We start from the raw sequence: 16142 nt of genomic DNA on the forward strand, positions 1-16142 counted from the left end.
CCATGAGTTTTTCGATGTTCTGAACCTATGCCTTCTTCGGACCGATCCTCCTCCCCCGGCGCCGCCACGCTCACCTCACGTGGGCATGCACGCCGCGAACGCCTGCTCGACGCTGCCCGGGACGTGTTTCTCGAGCAGGGCTATGCCAGCGCCAGCGTCAACGAGATCGTGGCCCGTGCCGGGGGCTCGCTGGCTACGCTCTACAAGCAGTTCGGCAACAAGGAAGGCTTATTCATGGCGGCCATGGAGCGTCATGTGGCGACCGCCTGGGCAGCCATCGAGGAAGGCAGGCGCAGCGACCAGCGTATTGAAGAGGTACTCTTCGAGTTGGGTCGGCGCATGCTGGTTCTGGTCTTCGATCCGGCGGTAATACGGCTGTTCCGTGGCCTGGCTTTCGAGGCGGAGCGCGCGCCCGCTCTCGGCGAGCTGTTTCTGCGCCACGGCCCGGATCGAACTCGTAGCCAGCTTGCCGATTACCTGCAGGAACAGTTACGCCAGGGCCGCCTGACGCTGGACAATCCCCGCGAGGCGGCCGGCATGTTCATCGGCATGCTGCTTGGCGAATGGCACGTCGATGCCCTGCTCGGGCGTGACGTCCATCCGACTCGCGACCAGTGCGATGCGCGGGCCCGGCGTTGTACGGCGCTGTTCCTGCGTGGTGCGTCCACCTGAGCCGCTCTACGCTCAAGTGAGTGTCAGTACCTGTCCGTTCAGTGCCCGCCCCGCCCCACCGGCCAGAAAGCGCGCGCAATCGGCCACTGCGGCACTCGACGCGCCCTGTGGGCACAGCAGATTGACCCGCACCCCCGGACCACTGGCATCGGCGAGCTTGCGTACCAGTGCAGCCAGCGCCTCGCGCACCATGCTGGCCGCCTGGGTATCGCCATCCGGCGCCACGGCCACCAGGCGCCCGCCACCGCGACCGTGCATCCAGGCTCGTGCGACCTGCAACAGGCTTGATGGCCCGGCGACCTGCTCGATCAGGCGCCGTTCCAGCGACACGCTGCGGGCCAGCGCCTGTGGCGCGCAGACCAGCACGTCGAGACGCCCCAGTCGGCCCAACAGGGCATCCAGCGCACCCTCCCTCGCTACCAGGCCGAAGCGGTCATCGTGCTCGCCCCCCAGCCCATCGAGCACCCGCTCCAGGCTGGTAGCTTCGGGCGTCAGCAGGGCCACCGTGGCACCCTCCTCCAGGAAGGCTCGCGCCAACGCTTCGAGCAGCTCGTCGCCGCCGGCAATCAATACGCGCTTGGCCATGTGCGCTCCTCACAGCAACCCCGGCAACCACAGCACCAGCGCCGGGAAGGCGATGCACAATATCAGTCCGGTGAGCTGTAGCAGCACGAAGGGAATGATCGAGCGATAGATGGTACCGATGCCGATCTGCCCTTCGGTGATCCCCTTGAGGTAGAACAGCGCATAGCCGAATGGCGGCGTCAGGAAACTGGTCTGCAGGTTGATCGCCACCAGGATGGCGAACCAGATCAGCAACGCCTGACCCGACAGGCCATAGCCGAAATCAAGCACCTCGACCACCGGCGCTACCAGTGGCAGCACCACGAAGCTGATCTCGATCCACTCGAGGAAGAAGCCCAGCACGAAGATTAACAGCATCAGCAACAACAGCAGCCCGTAGGGGCCCAGGCCGGTGCCGGTGACCATCTCCTCGATCATGTAGTCGCCGCCAAGGCGCTTGAAGACCACCGAGAAGCAGGTCGCGCCAATGACCACGAACAGGATCATCGCCGACGTGCGTGAGGTCTCGCGAACCGCATCGCGCAGGGTCGCCCAATCCAAACTGCGCATGATCAGCGCCAGCAACAGGCTGCCAGCGGCACCGATGGCTGCCGCCTCGGTGGGTGTGGCGATACCGGCCATGATCGACCCCAGCACGGCGACGATCAGCACCACCGGCCCGAGCAGATCGCGCAGCAGTGCCAGCGGCAGTGGCGTGGTGTCGGCATCCACTGCATCGGGGTCGGCCAGCGGCGCCCAGTCCGGCTTGAGCCAGGCGGTGACCAGCAGGTAGACGATATACAGCAAACCGAGCAGCAGTCCGGGCAGCAGCGCGGCCTTGAAAAGCGCACCGACCGATACCTGCAGGATCGACCCCATCAGCACCAGCATGATCGATGGCGGAATCAGGATGCCCAGCGTACCCGAGGCAGCGATCACCCCGCAGGCCATCTCGGCGCGGTAGCCCTGTTTCATCATTACCGGCAGTGCCAGCAGGCCCAGCATGACCACCGACGCACCGATGATACCGGTGCTCGCTGCCATCACCACCCCGAGGATCGCCACCGAGATGGCCAGGCCACCGGGGGTACGCCCGAACAGGCGCTGCAGGGTGAGCAGCAACCGCTTGGCGACACCCGAGCGTTCCAGCATCAACCCCATGAACACGAACAGCGGAATGGCGATCATCAGCCAGTTCTCGATCACCCCGCCAAAGATGCGTGAGCCCACCGTCCCCAGAAACGGGATGGGAATGCCGCCGATGAAGGCAAAGGCGATGCCCAGCCCGCCGAGCAGGAACGCTACCGGATAACCGGTGAAGATCCCTGCCAGCAGGGCCACGACCATGGCAATGGCCAGGGCGTACTCGGCCAGAAATTCAGCCATGGATCGGCTCCTTGTCGTGGGTGGGCACGGCCAGGCGGGACGGATCGAACAGGCCGGCCAGATTGTTGAATACCTGCCCCAGTGCCCCGACGGCCAGGAAGACCAGGCCGATCGGCAGCATCGCCTTGATCAGGTAGCGGTCGGTCAGGCCGCCATAATTGGAGCGCTCGCCGGACATGTAGGACATCGCCACGAAGTGCTGCGACAGCCAGGCAATCAACAGACAGAACGGAATCAGCATCAGCAAGTGACCGAGGATATCGACGATGGCCCGGCCACGCGGCGAAAGCTTCTGGTAGACCAGATCGACACGTACATGGGTATCGTGATGCAGCGCATAGGTGCCGCCGAACAGGGTAAGGATGCCGAACAGGTGCCACTGCAGTTCGGTCACGCTGTTGATGGTCAGCGCGTTGCCGAACAGCAGGACATCCGCCTGCCAGCGGGCGATTTCATTGATGCCCAGGGCGTTGAGCGTGACGGTGGTGAGCACGGCCAGCATCACCAGCAGGACCAGCCAGCTGGTGACACGGCCGATGAACAACCCCAGCCAGACCAGGGGCCTGGCCAGGGCGGCACACACCGCCGCACCGCGCTCACGCCAGGGCGCAAGGCGGGCGTCGGTCATCACGCGTCTCCTTCACCCTGAACCGGCGTAGGCTGGTTCTCGCCCTGGATCGGCTTGGGCGCGGGCAGGGCCTGAAGCTCGTACCATTCGTCGATCAGCTTCACATGCTGCATCAACGACTCGTAGGCTTCCTTGAAGTCAGGGTTGTTCTGCATTTCTTCCTGGCGCACCTCGACCCAGGCATCCTGCAGCGCGCTGATGACCTCGTCGGGGAAACGGCGCACCTTGACGCCCTTCTCCTCGAGCTGGTGGATGGTACGCACCTGTTCCGGTGGCGCCTCGGCCATGGCCCACTGCAGGGTGGCACGGCAGGCGGTCTCGAACTGTGCCTTGCGCTCGTCGCTGTACTCATCCCAGACCTGCTGGTTGATCAGCAGCGAGAACCAGCTTGCACTCTGGTGCCAGCCGGGGAAGTAGTAGTACTCGGCCACCTCGTCGAAGCCCATGGCGGCATCGACCTGCGGCACCGAGAACTCGGTGGCGTCGACACGTCCACGCTCCAGGGCCAGGTAGATCTCGCTGCCCGGCACCAGCTGCGTCGAGGCCCCCAACTTGTTGAGCACCTTGGCACCGAGACCGGAAATGCGCATCGACAGGCCTTCAAAATCCTCGGGCTTGTTGATTTCCTTGTTGTACCAGCCACCGGTTTCCTGGGGCGAGATGAAGCACGGCAATACTTTCACGCCGTACGGGTCGTAGGCCTTCTGCAGCAGCTCGGTACCTTCGCCGGCCCACATCCACGACATGAAGGCCTCCGGTGTGGGGCCGAACGGCAGCGCACCGTAGAGATTGGTGATGGGCACCGTCCCGGCCCAGTAGCCGATCCAGTCCCAGCCGGCCTGGACGGCACCCGACGACACCGAGTTGAAGACTTCGAAGGCAGGCACCAGATCGCCGGGCTCGTGGACACGCAGCGAGACTTCGCCACCGGTGGCTTTCTCGAGCTCCTCGGAAAGATGCACGGCGCCTTCGCCGAGGAAGTTCTGGGTCGAGAAGGTACTCGCCACGTCGAGGCGCTTGGGCCCTTCGGCCAGCGCCGGGGCGCTCAGCGTTGCAGTCACGACTGCGCCGACCCCGGCGGCAATCAATGTGCGAGTGAATGGCTTGCTTGCATTGCTTGGCATGGCTGACTCCTTGCTGTTGTTCTTGTCCGGCCCAAAGGGGCTGGATCGACACACGCAAGGGGACTGCCAACCGTACAAGATGTTTTTTACATCAGTTACTTAAACAACTGGCAAGGCAGTAAAGAGCAAGCCAAGGACAGTGCATGAATGATTAATAGCGCAAAAACGTCCGATTTTCCGGACGCTTTTCCGAAGGGCCACCACGCAGGCCAACATGCTGCCGTCCGGATTAACGGACGGTGTCCGACCTAACGGACGCTTGCGGTCGGCGAGGTACCGTCGAGCCCATGGCGCGCCAGCTTCTCGTAGAAGGAGGATTTGGCGATGCCCAGGCGCCGTGCAGCCCGGGTCCGGTTGCCGCCACTCTCCGCCAGGGCATGTTGGAGCGCGTCACGTTCGGCCCGTGCCAGGGTCGCCTTGAGGGAGACGCCCAGCGCCGGAGTGACTGCCGGCTCGCAGCGCAGCGCCTCCGGCAGGTCGTCGACATCGAGCCGATTCCCCCCCAGGTAGAAGGCCGCCTCGAGTACGTTCTCGAGTTCGCGCACGTTGCCCGGCCAGTGATAGCGACACAGGCAAGCCAGCGCCGCCTCGCTGAGCCCCGGGCAGCGCCGCCCACGCTTCTCGGCCAGACGTGCCAGCAGGTGACGGGCCAGGCCGGGAATGTCCTCGCGGCGTTCGCGCAAGGGGGGAATGGTCAGCGGTACGACATTGATGCGATAGAACAGGTCCTCACGGAACTCGCCGCGCTCGACCAGGCTTTCCAGCGGGCGGTGGGTAGCGGCAATGACCCGCACATCGACCGGCACCAGCCGCGTGGCGCCGACCGCCTCGACCTCACGGTCCTGAAGTACGCGCAGCAGCTTGACCTGCATCGCCAGCGGCATGTCGCCGATCTCGTCGAGAAACAGCGTACCGCCATGGGCGAGCTGGAACTTGCCCGGCTTGCCGCCCTTGCGCGCCCCGGTGAAAGCCCCTTCCTCGTAGCCGAACAGTTCGGCCTCGAGCAGGTGCTCGGGAATCGCCGCGCAGTTGAGCTTGATGAAAGGCCCCCTGGCACGTTCCGACAACCGATGCAGGGCATGGGCGTAGAGCTCCTTGCCGGTACCCGATTCGCCTCGGATCAGCACCGAGGCATCGCCTGGCGCGATCTTGCGCACCTTGTCGTTAAGGATAAGGATTGCCTCGCTCTCGCCGACCACGTCGGCCAGCTGCCAGCGGGTGCCGGCACGAGCATCCAGCGCCTGGCGATAGTAGTCCACCTCGGCCTCGAGCGCCTTGACCTGGGCATTCATCTGCCGCCATTCCCAGGTGTCGTGATAGATCACCGTGCCCACGGCCCCGACCACCTTGCCGTCGACCCGGATCGGATAGCGGTGGGCAATCATGTGATGCCCGCGCACCATCTGCAGTTGCGCCAGCTCGGCCTTGCCCGATGCCAGCACCTCGGGCATGCGCGTGTTCTCGATGATCTCTGCCACCGGCCGCCCCACGACGGCCAGCGGATCCACTTCGAGAAAATCGGCATACGGTGCATTGATGTAGACGATGCGTGCCTCGCCATCGACCACCACCAGCCATTCGCCCATGGCATCAAGGCCATGCAACAGCAACGGTGAAGGCAGCGCCTGTGCCGGCGCCGAGGAAAACAGCACGTTGCCCATGGTAATGCTTCCTGCTCGCGGCATGTGGCTCCAGCATTGCGGGACGCGCCAGGTACGGCAAGACGACCTTGGGCGAAGCGTTAAAGGCCCCGCGGAGGCGTGATGAGGCAATTCAAGGCCGGATGTGTCACGATAAATAGGCTGAAGAACTCAGCAATGAAGTGCGGCTTGCTAGCCCGTTTATCGATACAGGAGCCAGGATGTGAGCCCTTCGGAGAGCTGTTTCATTCGCCAGTTCAGCCATTTCGCCCCGCTGTCCGAGCGGGACAAGCACCTCCTTCGAACACTCGAGGCCAACCCCGACAACGTCGTGGCCGGTACTACACTGTGGGAAACCGGGGATCGCGCCGGCCACTTCGGCGTACTATCGCAGGGCTGGGCATTCTCGTGCCGCTACATGGAAGATGGTACGCGACAGATTCTCGACATCCATATTCCGGGCGATGTGATCGGCCTGGGCGAGTATGCGTTCCACCACCGCCTGAATACCGTCATCATGCTGACCGACGGCGAGGTCTGTTATTTTCCGCACAGGAACCTGCAGGAGGTCTTCGACGAATCCTCGACGCTGACGTCGCTGTTCTTCACCATTGCCGGACACCACCAGGCCCTGCTGACCGAACGTCTGATCAACATGGCTCGGCGCAATGCCCAGCAGAAGCTGGCGCACTTTCTCTACGAGACCCTGCAGCGCATGGAGCGTATCGGCCTGTGCACCGAGAACCGCATCCAACTTCCCCTGTCCCAGCAGCTGCTGGCCGACTTGCTGGGCATTTCCACCGTTCACGTCTCGCGGACCTTTGCGGCGTTTCGCGAGCAGGGCTTGGTGTTCCGTAAACGCCAGTGGGTCGAGATTCCCGATGTCCATGCTTTGGCCTGTGTCGCGGAATTCGACGGCAAGTACCTGGACGGCGGCATGTCGCCACCCAGCGAAGCGCCCCGACAATCCTCCACTGTATAACGCTGGCTCGCCCGGATCAGCTCGCCAGCCGAGCCGCGGTATCCTCGGCCCCCATGGCCTGGGCCAGGTCGCGAGCGGTCATGCCGCGGCTCTCCGTGGCCTGCGGGTTGGCCCCGTTGGCAAGCAGGAAATCGACGATATCGACGTGGTTGAACATGGCGGCAAACATTAGTGCCGTCTTGCCGTCCGGTGAGCAGCCATCGACTTTGGCACCATGCGCCAGCAGCAGCTTGACCATTGGCAGGTTGCCCTTGTAGGCAGCGCCTGCCAGCGGGTTCTGACCGTGATCGTTACGCATTTCCGGGTCGGCCCCATGCTCGAGCAACACCCGCGTGGTTTCCACATGGCCGTGGTAGCTGGCCAGCATCACCAGGCTATCGCCCTTTTGATTGCACAGGTTGGGCGGCAGCCCCTTGGGCAGGTATTCCCGGAAGGTCTCGGTATCACCGATACGCGCGCAATTGAACAGCTTGGTCGCCAGCTCGATGGTTTCCTCGTCCGGCACCGGCTTGGCGCTCTGGGGGTCTTGTGACATGGCGTTCTCCGTGCAGTCATTTGATAAGCCTACCTTCTGCCTATCATAGAGACCTTGGGCACCGACCGCAGCGCCACGCAAGCTATCGTCTTCATTGGTCGATTGCATGCGTGGCAGGGCGGCGCCCTGCATCGGTTACTTGCGCGCGTCGGCCGGCTCGGGCCGGGTGAGGTGGGTGGTTGACGATGTCTGGCGGCCCTTCAAGTAGTCGGCCAGGTACTGCCGCTGGGCCTCGCGCAACCGCAGCCCCAGCTTGGTACGCCGCCACAGGACATCCTGGGCATCACGGGCCCACTCGTGATCCATCAGGTAATCGACCTCCGCCCGAGTCAGCCCGGCACCGAAATCCTCGCCCAGTTCGTCGACCGAGCGCTTGCCCGCCAGGAAGCGCTCGCACAGACAGCCGTAGCTGGAAGCGAAGCGTTCGGCCCGGGCTCGCCCAAGGAAGGGATAGCGCTGCACCAGGGTATCGGCATAGGCCAGTCGCCCCGGAATGTCACCACCCGGCAGGCGGGCCTCGCCGGTCCAGGGGCTGCCCATGGCAGGAAAATCCGGCGACAACTGTGACAGTGCCGCCTCGGCAAGCTTGCGATAGGTGGTGATCTTGCCGCCGAAGACCGACAGCATCGGGGCTCCCAGCCCTTCCTTGCCCCGGTCCAGGTTCAGTGTGTAGTCGCGAGTCATCGCCGAAGGATTGTCGGATTCGTCGTCACAGAGCGGACGCACTCCGGCATAGCTCGCCACGATATCGTCCCGTGTGACAGGGTCGCGAAAGTGCTCGTTGACTACATCGAGCAGGTAGTCGATCTCGGCATCGCTGATGGCGATGTCGGCCGGATCGCCCTGATAGCCGATATCCGTGGTACCGACCAGGCTATAGTCCTGCTCATAGGGCAGCACGAAGACGATGCGGTTGTCGCGGTTCTGCAGGATATAGGCACGTTCGTCGGCGTTGATGCGGCGGGTGATGAGATGACTGCCCTTGATCATGTTGATGGCGTAGCGAGACGAGCGCCGGGTTTGGCCGCGAATGAACGACTCGACCCAGGGGCCGGCGGCATTGATCAACGCCCGTGCGCGGCGCATGTGGACCCTTCCACTGGCGAGGTCTTCGAGGCTGATTTCCCAGATGCCATCCTTTTCGGTTGCCCCGGTGCAGCGTGTGCGAACCAGAATCTCCGCGCCCGCTTCACGGGCCTGAATCGCATTGAGTATTACCAGGCGCGCATCGTCGACCCAGCAGTCGGAGTATTCGAACCCCTTGCGAATCCCCGGTTTCAGCGGGCTCTCCGCGTCGAAGCGTAGCGCTCGTGCCCCCGGCAGGTCGTTGCGACGGCTCAGGTGGTCATAAAGGAACAGGCCGGCCCGCAGCATCCATGCCGGACGCAGATGGGATTGGTACGGCAGGATGAAACGCAGTGGCCAGACGATATGCGGGGCCTTCTTCATCAGCACCTCGCGCTCGCGAAGCGCCTCGCGAACCAGGCGAAACTCGTAATACTCCAGATACCGCAATCCGCCATGGATCAGTTTGCTGGACGCAGAGGACGTGGCACCGGCGAGGTCGCCCTGTTCGCAGAGCCCCACGCTCAGGCCGCGCCCTGCCGCATCGTTGGCGATGCCGCTGCCATTGATACCGCCTCCGATGACGAAAAGGTCGAGGATGTCCGTTCGTTGCGAGTTCATGAGTCGCTCCGCTGAGGTCGCGGACCAGGGAGGCCATCCGTCCCCTGGCTCGCCGAGCATGTTCCTTAACGAACATAAACGACGCAAAAACGAACATCAAGCGAAAACTACATCAGCGACGTCCACCGCCTCATTCGGCGATGTGCAACTCGACGTCATGGGCGCGCATCAACTCCTGAACCGGTTGCGGCGGCTCGCGATCAGTGAACAGCGCATCGACCTGACTGAGGTTGCCCTGGCGCACCACGGCATTGCGCGAGAACTTGGAATGATCGGCGGCGAGCAACACCTGACGCGAATTCTCGATGATCGCCTGGGCGACGCGCACTTCCTGATAGTCGAACTCAAGCAGCGAGCCGTCGTCGTCGATCCCGCTGATCCCGATGATGCCGAAGTCGACCTTGAACTGACGGATGAAGTCGATGGTGGCTTCACCGATGATACCGCCGTCACGGGAGCGCACCACACCGCCGGCGACGATGATGTTGAAGTCTTCCTTGCGCTGCAGGATGGCGGCAACGTTGAGATTGTTGGTGATCACCTCCAGGCCACGATGATCGAGCAGCGCCTCGGCAGCCAGCTCGGTGGTCGTGCCGATATTGATGAACAGCGAACTGTGATCGGGAATATGCTCGGCCACACAGCGGGCAATGCGTTGCTTGGCTTCGAGATTGAGCGTCTTGCGGGTGCTGTAGGAGGCATTGACGGTACTCGAGTCGACCAGGCCCGCCCCGCCATGGACCCGGCGTATCAGGTTGTCCTCGGCAAGCTGGTTGAGGTCGCGGCGGATGGTCTGCGGCGTGACGTCGAAATGTTTCGTCAACTGCTCGATGGACGCATACCCCTGGCGCTTGATCAACTCGAGGATGGACGTATGGCGGTGATGCTGAGACATGGCTGAATCCCGTTGATCGGCCTGAATACATGGCAGACAGGCGGTTTCTCGTGGCATGCATCGCGAGCCTCAAACCATGGTCTAAGGCAAGAAGCCCGCAAATCGTTTGTTTTCCCCGACCTGGGGGCATACCTTTGCCAATGTTCGTTAACGAAAAACCGCTAATTAATGATGCATCAATAAGAACAATGACGCACGACGCCCTTCGCGGCAACGACATCGCATTCTACAGTGCGTCGACCGGTTGAGACATTCCGGCACGGGCGTTGCCGGCGTGCCGGAACGTGACCTACGGAACCCAAGGAGGCCCCATGAACAAGAAATATATCCTGGCCATCGATCAGGGCACGACCAGTTCGCGCGCCATTCTGTTCGATCGCGAAGGGCATGCCATCGACTCCGCCCAGCGCGAATTCGAGCAGATATTTCCCCAGCCGGGCTGGGTCGAACATAATCCGCGCGCCATTCTTACCAGCGTGCTGGTGACCGCCACCGAAGTGATCAAGAACACCCAGGTCGATGTGGCGGAGATCGCCGCCATCGGCATCACCAACCAGCGCGAGACAGCGGTAGTCTGGGACCGCCAGACGGGCCAGCCCATCCACAATGCCATCGTCTGGCAGTCACGCCAGACCAAGGACATCTGTGACCGACTCAGCCACGACGGTTTCGAATCGCTGGTGCGCGACAGGACCGGCCTGCTGATCGACCCCTACTTCGCCGGCACCAAGGTCAAGTGGATACTCGATCACGTCGAGGGCGCCCGCGAACGTGCCCAGCGTGGCGAGTTGCTGTTCGGCACCATCGATACCTGGCTGATCTGGAACCTGACCGGGGGCAAGGCGCACGTCACCGATTACACCAATGCCTCGCGGACCATGATGTACGACATTCATAGGCTGCAATGGGATGACGAGTTGCTGGCCATGCTCGACGTGCCGCGCGCCATGCTGCCCGAGGTTCGCGCGTCCAGCGAGGTCTACGGCTATACGCTGCCCCAGCACTTCTTCGGCAGCGAAGTGCCGATTGCCGGCGTGGCGGGTGACCAGCAGGCCGCCCTGTTCGGCCAGGCCTGCTTCGAACCGGGCATGGTCAAGAACACCTACGGCACCGGCTGCTTCATGCTGATGAATACCGGCGATACGGCCGTACGCTCGCGCAATGGCTTGTTGACCACTATCGCCTGCGGTCATGGCGGCAAGGTGGAGTATGCGCTGGAAGGCAGCATCTTCGTGTCGGGCTCGGTGGTGCAGTGGCTACGCGACGGGCTGCGCATGCTCGGCAAGGCCAGCGACTCGCAAGCCTATGCCGAACGCGCCGGACACAACGAAGAGGTCTATCTGGTGCCGGCTTTCGTCGGGCTGGGTGCCCCCTACTGGCGCAGCGACGTGCGTGGCGCCATGTTCGGGCTGTCGCGCGGCACCTCCAAGGAGCAATTCATCCGCGCGGCGCTGGAGTCTATGGCCTACCAGACCCGTGATGTGCTGGACGCCATGGAAAGCGATGCCGGGCTGCAATTGAGGGAGCTGCGGGCCGATGGCGGCGCCGTGGCCAACGATTTCGTGATGCAGTTCCAGAGCGACATCCTCAACGTGCCGGTATGCCGGCCGCGGGTGACGGAAACCACGGCGCTGGGCGCGGCCTACCTGGCCGGCTTGGCCACCGGCTTCTGGGAAAGCTGCGAGGACATCGCACGCCAGTGGACCACCGACCGCCGCTTCGAGCCGACGATGGCCGAAGACGTGCGCGAACGGCTCTACAAGGGCTGGCGCCAGGCCGTGCAGGCGACCATGGCATTCACCGTCGACTGAGGAGAGCGCCTAGTGCGCCTCGTCCCAGTTTTCCCCGGCTTCCGCTTCCACGATGAGCGGCACGCGTAGCTCGGCAGCGTTCTGCATGCGCTGCTTGACTGCACCGATAAAGTCCTCGACCTGTGACTCGCGGACCTCGAAGACCAGTTCGTCGTGTACCTGCATGACCATCCAGGCATCGAATTCTGCGTCGCCTTCGCGCGGGTTGAGCCAGGCATCGACATCGATCATCGCCCGCTTGATGATGTCGGCGGCAGTGCCCTGCATCGGCGCATTGATCGCAGTGCGCTCGGCGGCCTGGCGGCGGGCATGCTGCCGGGAATTGATTTCAGGCAGGTACAGCCGGCGTCCGAACACGGTCTCGACGAAACCATCGTCGGCAGCCTGCGAGCGGGTATCGTTCATGAAGCGCGCCACGCCCGGGTAACGATCGAAGTAGCGATCGATGTAGATCTGCGCCTGGTTGCGCTCGACCCGGAGCTGCCTGCTCAGTCCCCAGGCACTCATGCCATAGATCAGGCCGAAGTTGATGGCCTTGGCACTGCGCCGTTGATCCGGCAGGACGTGGTCCAGCGCCACGCCGAACACTTCGGCGGCGGTAGCGGTGTGGATATCGCGCTCCTCGGCGAAGGCCTCCAGCAGGCCCTTGTCCTCGGACAGGTGCGCCATGATGCGCAGCTCGATCTGCGAATAATCCGCGGCGACGATGCGGTAGCCCGGCCGGGCGACGAAGGCCTGGCGAATCTTGCGTCCCTCGTCGGTGCGGATCGGAATGTTCTGCAAGTTGGGGTCGCTCGAAGACAGCCGGCCGGTAGCGGTCACCGCCTGGTGATAGCTGGTATGGATGCGCCCGGTGGTCCTGTTGACCAGTAGCGGCAGCTTGTCGGTGTAGGTCGACTTGAGCTTGGTCAGCCCACGGTGGGCCATGATCACCTTGGGTAGCGGGTAATCCAGCGCCAGCTCCTCGAGCACCGCCTCGGCAGTGGACGGCGCCCCCTTGGGCGTCTTCTTGATCACCGGGATCTTCTGTTCCTCGAAGAGGATGTCGCAGAGCTGCTTGGGCGAGCCCAGGTTGAACTCGCGCCCGGCAATGTCGAAGGCTTCCTTTTCCAGCTCGCGGATGCGCGCCTCGAGTTCCTGGCTCTGGCGGTGCAGCCGCTCGGCATCGAGCGCCACGCCGGTTCGCTCCATGCGCGAGAGCACCGGAATCATGGGACGTTCGATGGTGTCCAGCACCTCGGCGAGCCGGCCTTCGGCCTCGACGCGCGGACGCAGCTCGCGATGCAGGCGCAGGGTGACGTCGACGTCCTCGCAGGCGTAGGGTACGGCCTGCTCGAGGGCGATCTGGTTGAAGGTCAGTTGCTTGGTGCCCTTGCCGGCGATCTCCTCGAAGGTGATGGTTTTCTCACCCAGGTATTTGAGCGCCAGCGAGTCCATGTCGTGGCGTGTGGCCGTGGAGTTGAGCACGTAGGACTCGAGCATGGTGTCGGTCAGCGCGCCCGCCACACGGATGTCGTAACGTGCCAGCACGGAAATGTCGTACTTGAGGTTCTGGCCGATCTTGCCCTTGGCAGGGTCCTCGAGCAGTGGCTTGAGCGTGGCGAGCACGGCGTCGCGCGAGAGCTGTGCGGGCGCATCCAGGTAATCATGGGCCAGCGGAATATAGGCCGCCTCGCCGGGCTCCAGTGACAGTCCGATGCCGACGATCTCGGCCTCCATGTAGTTGAGGCTGTTGGTCTCGAGATCGAAGCAGAACGTTTCGGCGCTTTCGAGGCGGGCCAGCCAGGCATCGAAGTCGTCCTGTTCGAGCAGGGTATGGTCGTGACGAGCCGGTTTGGCCAGCGCAGCCGGCTCATCCACGGCGTCCTCGCCTGCCGCCGCCGAAGCGCTCGCCGGCGCATTGCCCGCTGATGCTCCGCCAGCCACGTCATCGACGCCCTTGTCCTGACCGGCCAGCAGTTCGGAGAGCCAGGCCTTGAATTCGAGCTCGCGATAGAGCTCGAGCAGCGCCTCGCGATCAGGGTGCGCGATATCCAGATCGCCCAGCCCCACCGGCAGTTCGCAATCGGTCTTGATGGTCGCCAGCCGGTACGACAGGTAGGCCTGCTCGCGATGTTCGTCGAGCTTCTTGGGCAGCGACTTGGCGCCGCGAATGCTCAGAGTGGTGACCTTGTCGAGATCGGCATAGATGGCATCGAGCCCTCCGATGCCCTGCAGCAGGCCCAGGGCGGTCTTCTCGCCAACCCCGGGCACGCCCGGGATGTTGTCGACCTTGTCGCCCATCAAGGCCAGGAAGTCGATGATCAACTCCGGCGGCAGGCCGAACTTGGCATTGACACCCTCGATGTCGAGCGTCTCGTTCTTCATGGTGTTGACGAGGGTGATATGGCCGTTGACCAGCTGCGCCATGTCCTTGTCACCGGTGGAAATCACTGCATCGCGGCCGGCCTCGGTGGCGTGGCGCGCCAGGGTGCCGATCACGTCGTCGGCCTCGACTCCTTCCACGCACAGCAACGGCAGGCCCAGCGCCCGCACGCACGCATGCAACGGCTCGACCTGCTCGCGCAGGTCGTCGGGCATCGGCGGCCGGTGCGCCTTGTACTGCTCGAAGAGCTCGTCACGGAACGTCTTGCCCTTGGCGTCGAAAACCACCGCCATGGGACTGTCAGGATATTGCTTGATCAGACTCTTGAGCATGTTGAGCACGCCCTTGACCGCCCCGGTGGGCTTGCCCTTGGAGGTGGTCAGCGGCGGCAGGGCATGAAAGGCCCGATAGAGATACGAGGAACCGTCGACGAGAACGATGGGGGTATCGGCCATGGATAAGGCATCCCTGGGAAACGAAAGACAGACGATGCCCCCATGATACGCAAGCTGGCGAGGAGCGTCAGTCGCCGTTGGCGGATAAGCCGCTAGACTGCAGTCATGCCGTCAGGGAGGAACGGATGAGTTACCGCCGCCTGTTGAGGGAACGTCGCGGCTTGCTGGGCATTGCCTTTCTTGCCGTATTTTCGGGCAATCTTGGTCAGAGCTTCTTCGTCGGGCTGTTCCAGCGCCCGCTTACCCAGCACCTGGAAATTGGCGCGGGCACCTTCGGTATGCTGTATTCGCTGGTTTCGCTCGTTGCCGGGTTCATTGTCCTGCGTATGGGGCCCAGTCTCGACTGGGTGCCGCCCCGGCGCTTTGCGTTGGCGGTACTCATCGGGCTGATCGCCGGCGTACTGTTGATGACACTGTCGCCCTGGCTGGTAGCTGCCGCGCTGGGGCTGGGACTGGTCAGGCTGTGCGGCCAGGGCCTGATGGTCCACCTTGGTTTCACCTTGGCCGGTCGCGAGTTCGGCGACCAGCGCGGCCAGGCGGTGGGCGTGGCCAGCCTGGGCATGCCGCTGGGTGAGATTCTGCTGACACCGTTCGTGGCACTGCTGCTGGTGTGGCTGGGCTGGCGTGAAGCCTGGTGGCTGCTTGCGCTGGTTCTGATTGTGGTCTGGCTGTCGCTGATGGCCCGAATCAGTTGGCCGACAGCTCCCCAGTCGCCCACCGACGATATCGGGACACCGGCGGTACGCCCGCTGCGAGATGCACGCTTCTGGCGATTGTTGCCGCTGCTCATGGTGCTGCCTGTCACCATGACCGGCATCTTTCTCTACCAGGCGCAGATGACCGACGACCTGGGTGCAGCGGCGGCGACCTACGCGCTGGCCCTGGCCGGCAAGGGCGTGGCACGCCTGCCCGGCGCGCTGATGGGCGGACATTGGGTCGATCGTCTGGGTGGGCGTCGCCTGGGACGATGGTACCAGCTGCCCTTCGCACTGGCGCTGGTCATGGCCTTGGCCATGGGCGGCGACATTGCTATCTGGGCGCTGATGCTGGGCGGCGGCCTGGTGGTCGGCATGCAGGAGCCGGTCGCCAACAGCCTGCTGGTCAGCCTGTGGGGCAGCGAGCACCTGGGGCGCGCCCGGGCTGCCCTGAGCGCCAGCATCGTGTTCGCCACCGGGCTGTCGCCCGCGGTGTTCGGTATCCTGCTCGATGTGGGCACGGACTTCGCGATCCTGCTCGGCGGCATGCTGGCCTTGCTTGTCGGCAGTTGGCTGCTCGCACAAGGTACGCTGGCCGAGGTGCTGCGCCAGCCCTCGCCCGCGAAGCGGCCGCGCCTGTCCTGAGCGGCCATTCAAGTCGCGGTAACCAACGCCTAGTTCTATTGCCGCGGCGCAATTGTCGC

The 16142-nt window shown here is 63.7% G+C and carries 13 protein-coding genes; 4 read left to right on the forward strand and 9 right to left on the reverse strand.

The window, feature by feature from the left end:
• Positions 1-27: 27 nt before the first annotated feature.
• Positions 28-672 (forward strand): TetR/AcrR family transcriptional regulator, encoded by a 645-nt coding sequence (locus BM194_RS07515; RefSeq protein ID WP_092845338.1) that lies wholly within the window; start codon positions 28-30, stop codon positions 670-672.
• Between the two features lie 12 nt (positions 673-684).
• Here the strand turns inward: BM194_RS07515 and BM194_RS07520 are convergent, their stop codons facing one another.
• The 5 genes from BM194_RS07520 to BM194_RS07540 form a co-directional block, all read right to left on the reverse strand.
• Positions 685-1257 (reverse strand): Rossmann-fold NAD(P)-binding domain-containing protein, encoded by a 573-nt coding sequence (locus tag BM194_RS07520; protein ID WP_092845340.1) that lies wholly within the window; start codon positions 1255-1257, stop codon positions 685-687.
• A 9-nt stretch (positions 1258-1266) separates the two neighbouring features.
• Positions 1267-2622 (reverse strand): TRAP transporter large permease, encoded by a 1356-nt coding sequence (locus BM194_RS07525; RefSeq protein WP_092845342.1) that lies wholly within the window; start codon positions 2620-2622, stop codon positions 1267-1269.
• On the reverse strand, positions 2615-3250 hold the full coding sequence (locus BM194_RS07530; RefSeq protein WP_092845344.1) for a TRAP transporter small permease subunit: 636 nt from the start codon (positions 3248-3250) through the stop codon (positions 2615-2617). The genes BM194_RS07525 and BM194_RS07530 overlap by 8 nt, the downstream gene beginning before the upstream one ends.
• Positions 3250-4374 (reverse strand): TRAP transporter substrate-binding protein, encoded by a 1125-nt coding sequence (locus BM194_RS07535; protein WP_092845346.1) that lies wholly within the window; start codon positions 4372-4374, stop codon positions 3250-3252. The genes BM194_RS07530 and BM194_RS07535 overlap by 1 nt, the downstream gene beginning before the upstream one ends.
• A gap of 248 nt (positions 4375-4622) precedes the next feature.
• Positions 4623-6059 carry a sigma-54 interaction domain-containing protein gene (locus tag BM194_RS07540; protein WP_244890905.1) on the reverse strand — a complete coding sequence of 479 codons (1437 nt, stop codon included), beginning with the start codon at positions 6057-6059 and terminating at the stop codon, positions 4623-4625.
• Positions 6060-6237: 178 nt separating this feature from the next.
• On the opposite strand from BM194_RS07540, the gene BM194_RS07545 reads away from it, so the two are divergent.
• Positions 6238-6996, forward strand: a complete 759-nt coding sequence (locus tag BM194_RS07545; RefSeq protein ID WP_092845350.1) for a Crp/Fnr family transcriptional regulator — start codon at positions 6238-6240, stop codon at positions 6994-6996.
• Between the two features lie 16 nt (positions 6997-7012).
• On the opposite strand, the gene BM194_RS07550 is transcribed toward BM194_RS07545, so the two are convergent.
• The 3 genes from BM194_RS07550 to BM194_RS07560 all read right to left on the reverse strand — a co-directional run bounded on the left by BM194_RS07550 (position 7013) and on the right by BM194_RS07560 (position 10112).
• A complete protein-coding gene (locus BM194_RS07550) occupies positions 7013-7531 on the reverse strand; it encodes an ankyrin repeat domain-containing protein (protein WP_092845352.1) in 519 nt (172 codons plus the stop codon).
• Positions 7532-7666: 135 nt separating this feature from the next.
• The gene (gene glpD, locus BM194_RS07555; protein WP_092845354.1) at positions 7667-9217 is read right to left on the reverse strand and encodes a glycerol-3-phosphate dehydrogenase; all 1551 of its coding nucleotides are present in this window, start codon (positions 9215-9217) and stop codon (positions 7667-7669) included.
• 130 nt (positions 9218-9347) lie between these two features.
• The gene (locus BM194_RS07560; protein WP_092845356.1) at positions 9348-10112 is read right to left on the reverse strand and encodes a DeoR/GlpR family transcriptional regulator; all 765 of its coding nucleotides are present in this window, start codon (positions 10110-10112) and stop codon (positions 9348-9350) included.
• Between the two features lie 311 nt (positions 10113-10423).
• Between BM194_RS07560 and glpK the strand changes: the two genes are divergently transcribed.
• Positions 10424-11923, forward strand: coding sequence for a glycerol kinase GlpK (glpK, locus tag BM194_RS07565; RefSeq protein ID WP_092845358.1), 1500 nt, complete (start codon positions 10424-10426; stop codon positions 11921-11923).
• Positions 11924-11932: 9 nt separating this feature from the next.
• Here the strand turns inward: glpK and polA are convergent, their stop codons facing one another.
• Positions 11933-14743, reverse strand: coding sequence for a DNA polymerase I (gene polA / locus BM194_RS07570; protein ID WP_092845360.1), 2811 nt, complete (start codon positions 14741-14743; stop codon positions 11933-11935).
• Between the two features lie 125 nt (positions 14744-14868).
• On the opposite strand from polA, the gene BM194_RS07575 reads away from it, so the two are divergent.
• Positions 14869-16083 carry an MFS transporter gene (locus BM194_RS07575; protein ID WP_092845362.1) on the forward strand — a complete coding sequence of 405 codons (1215 nt, stop codon included), beginning with the start codon at positions 14869-14871 and terminating at the stop codon, positions 16081-16083.
• The last annotated feature ends 59 nt before the right edge of the window (positions 16084-16142 follow it).

Origin of the sequence: Modicisalibacter xianhensis (assembly GCF_900113605.1) — a bacterium.
Taxonomy (GTDB): Bacteria; Pseudomonadota; Gammaproteobacteria; order Pseudomonadales; family Halomonadaceae; genus Modicisalibacter; species Modicisalibacter xianhensis.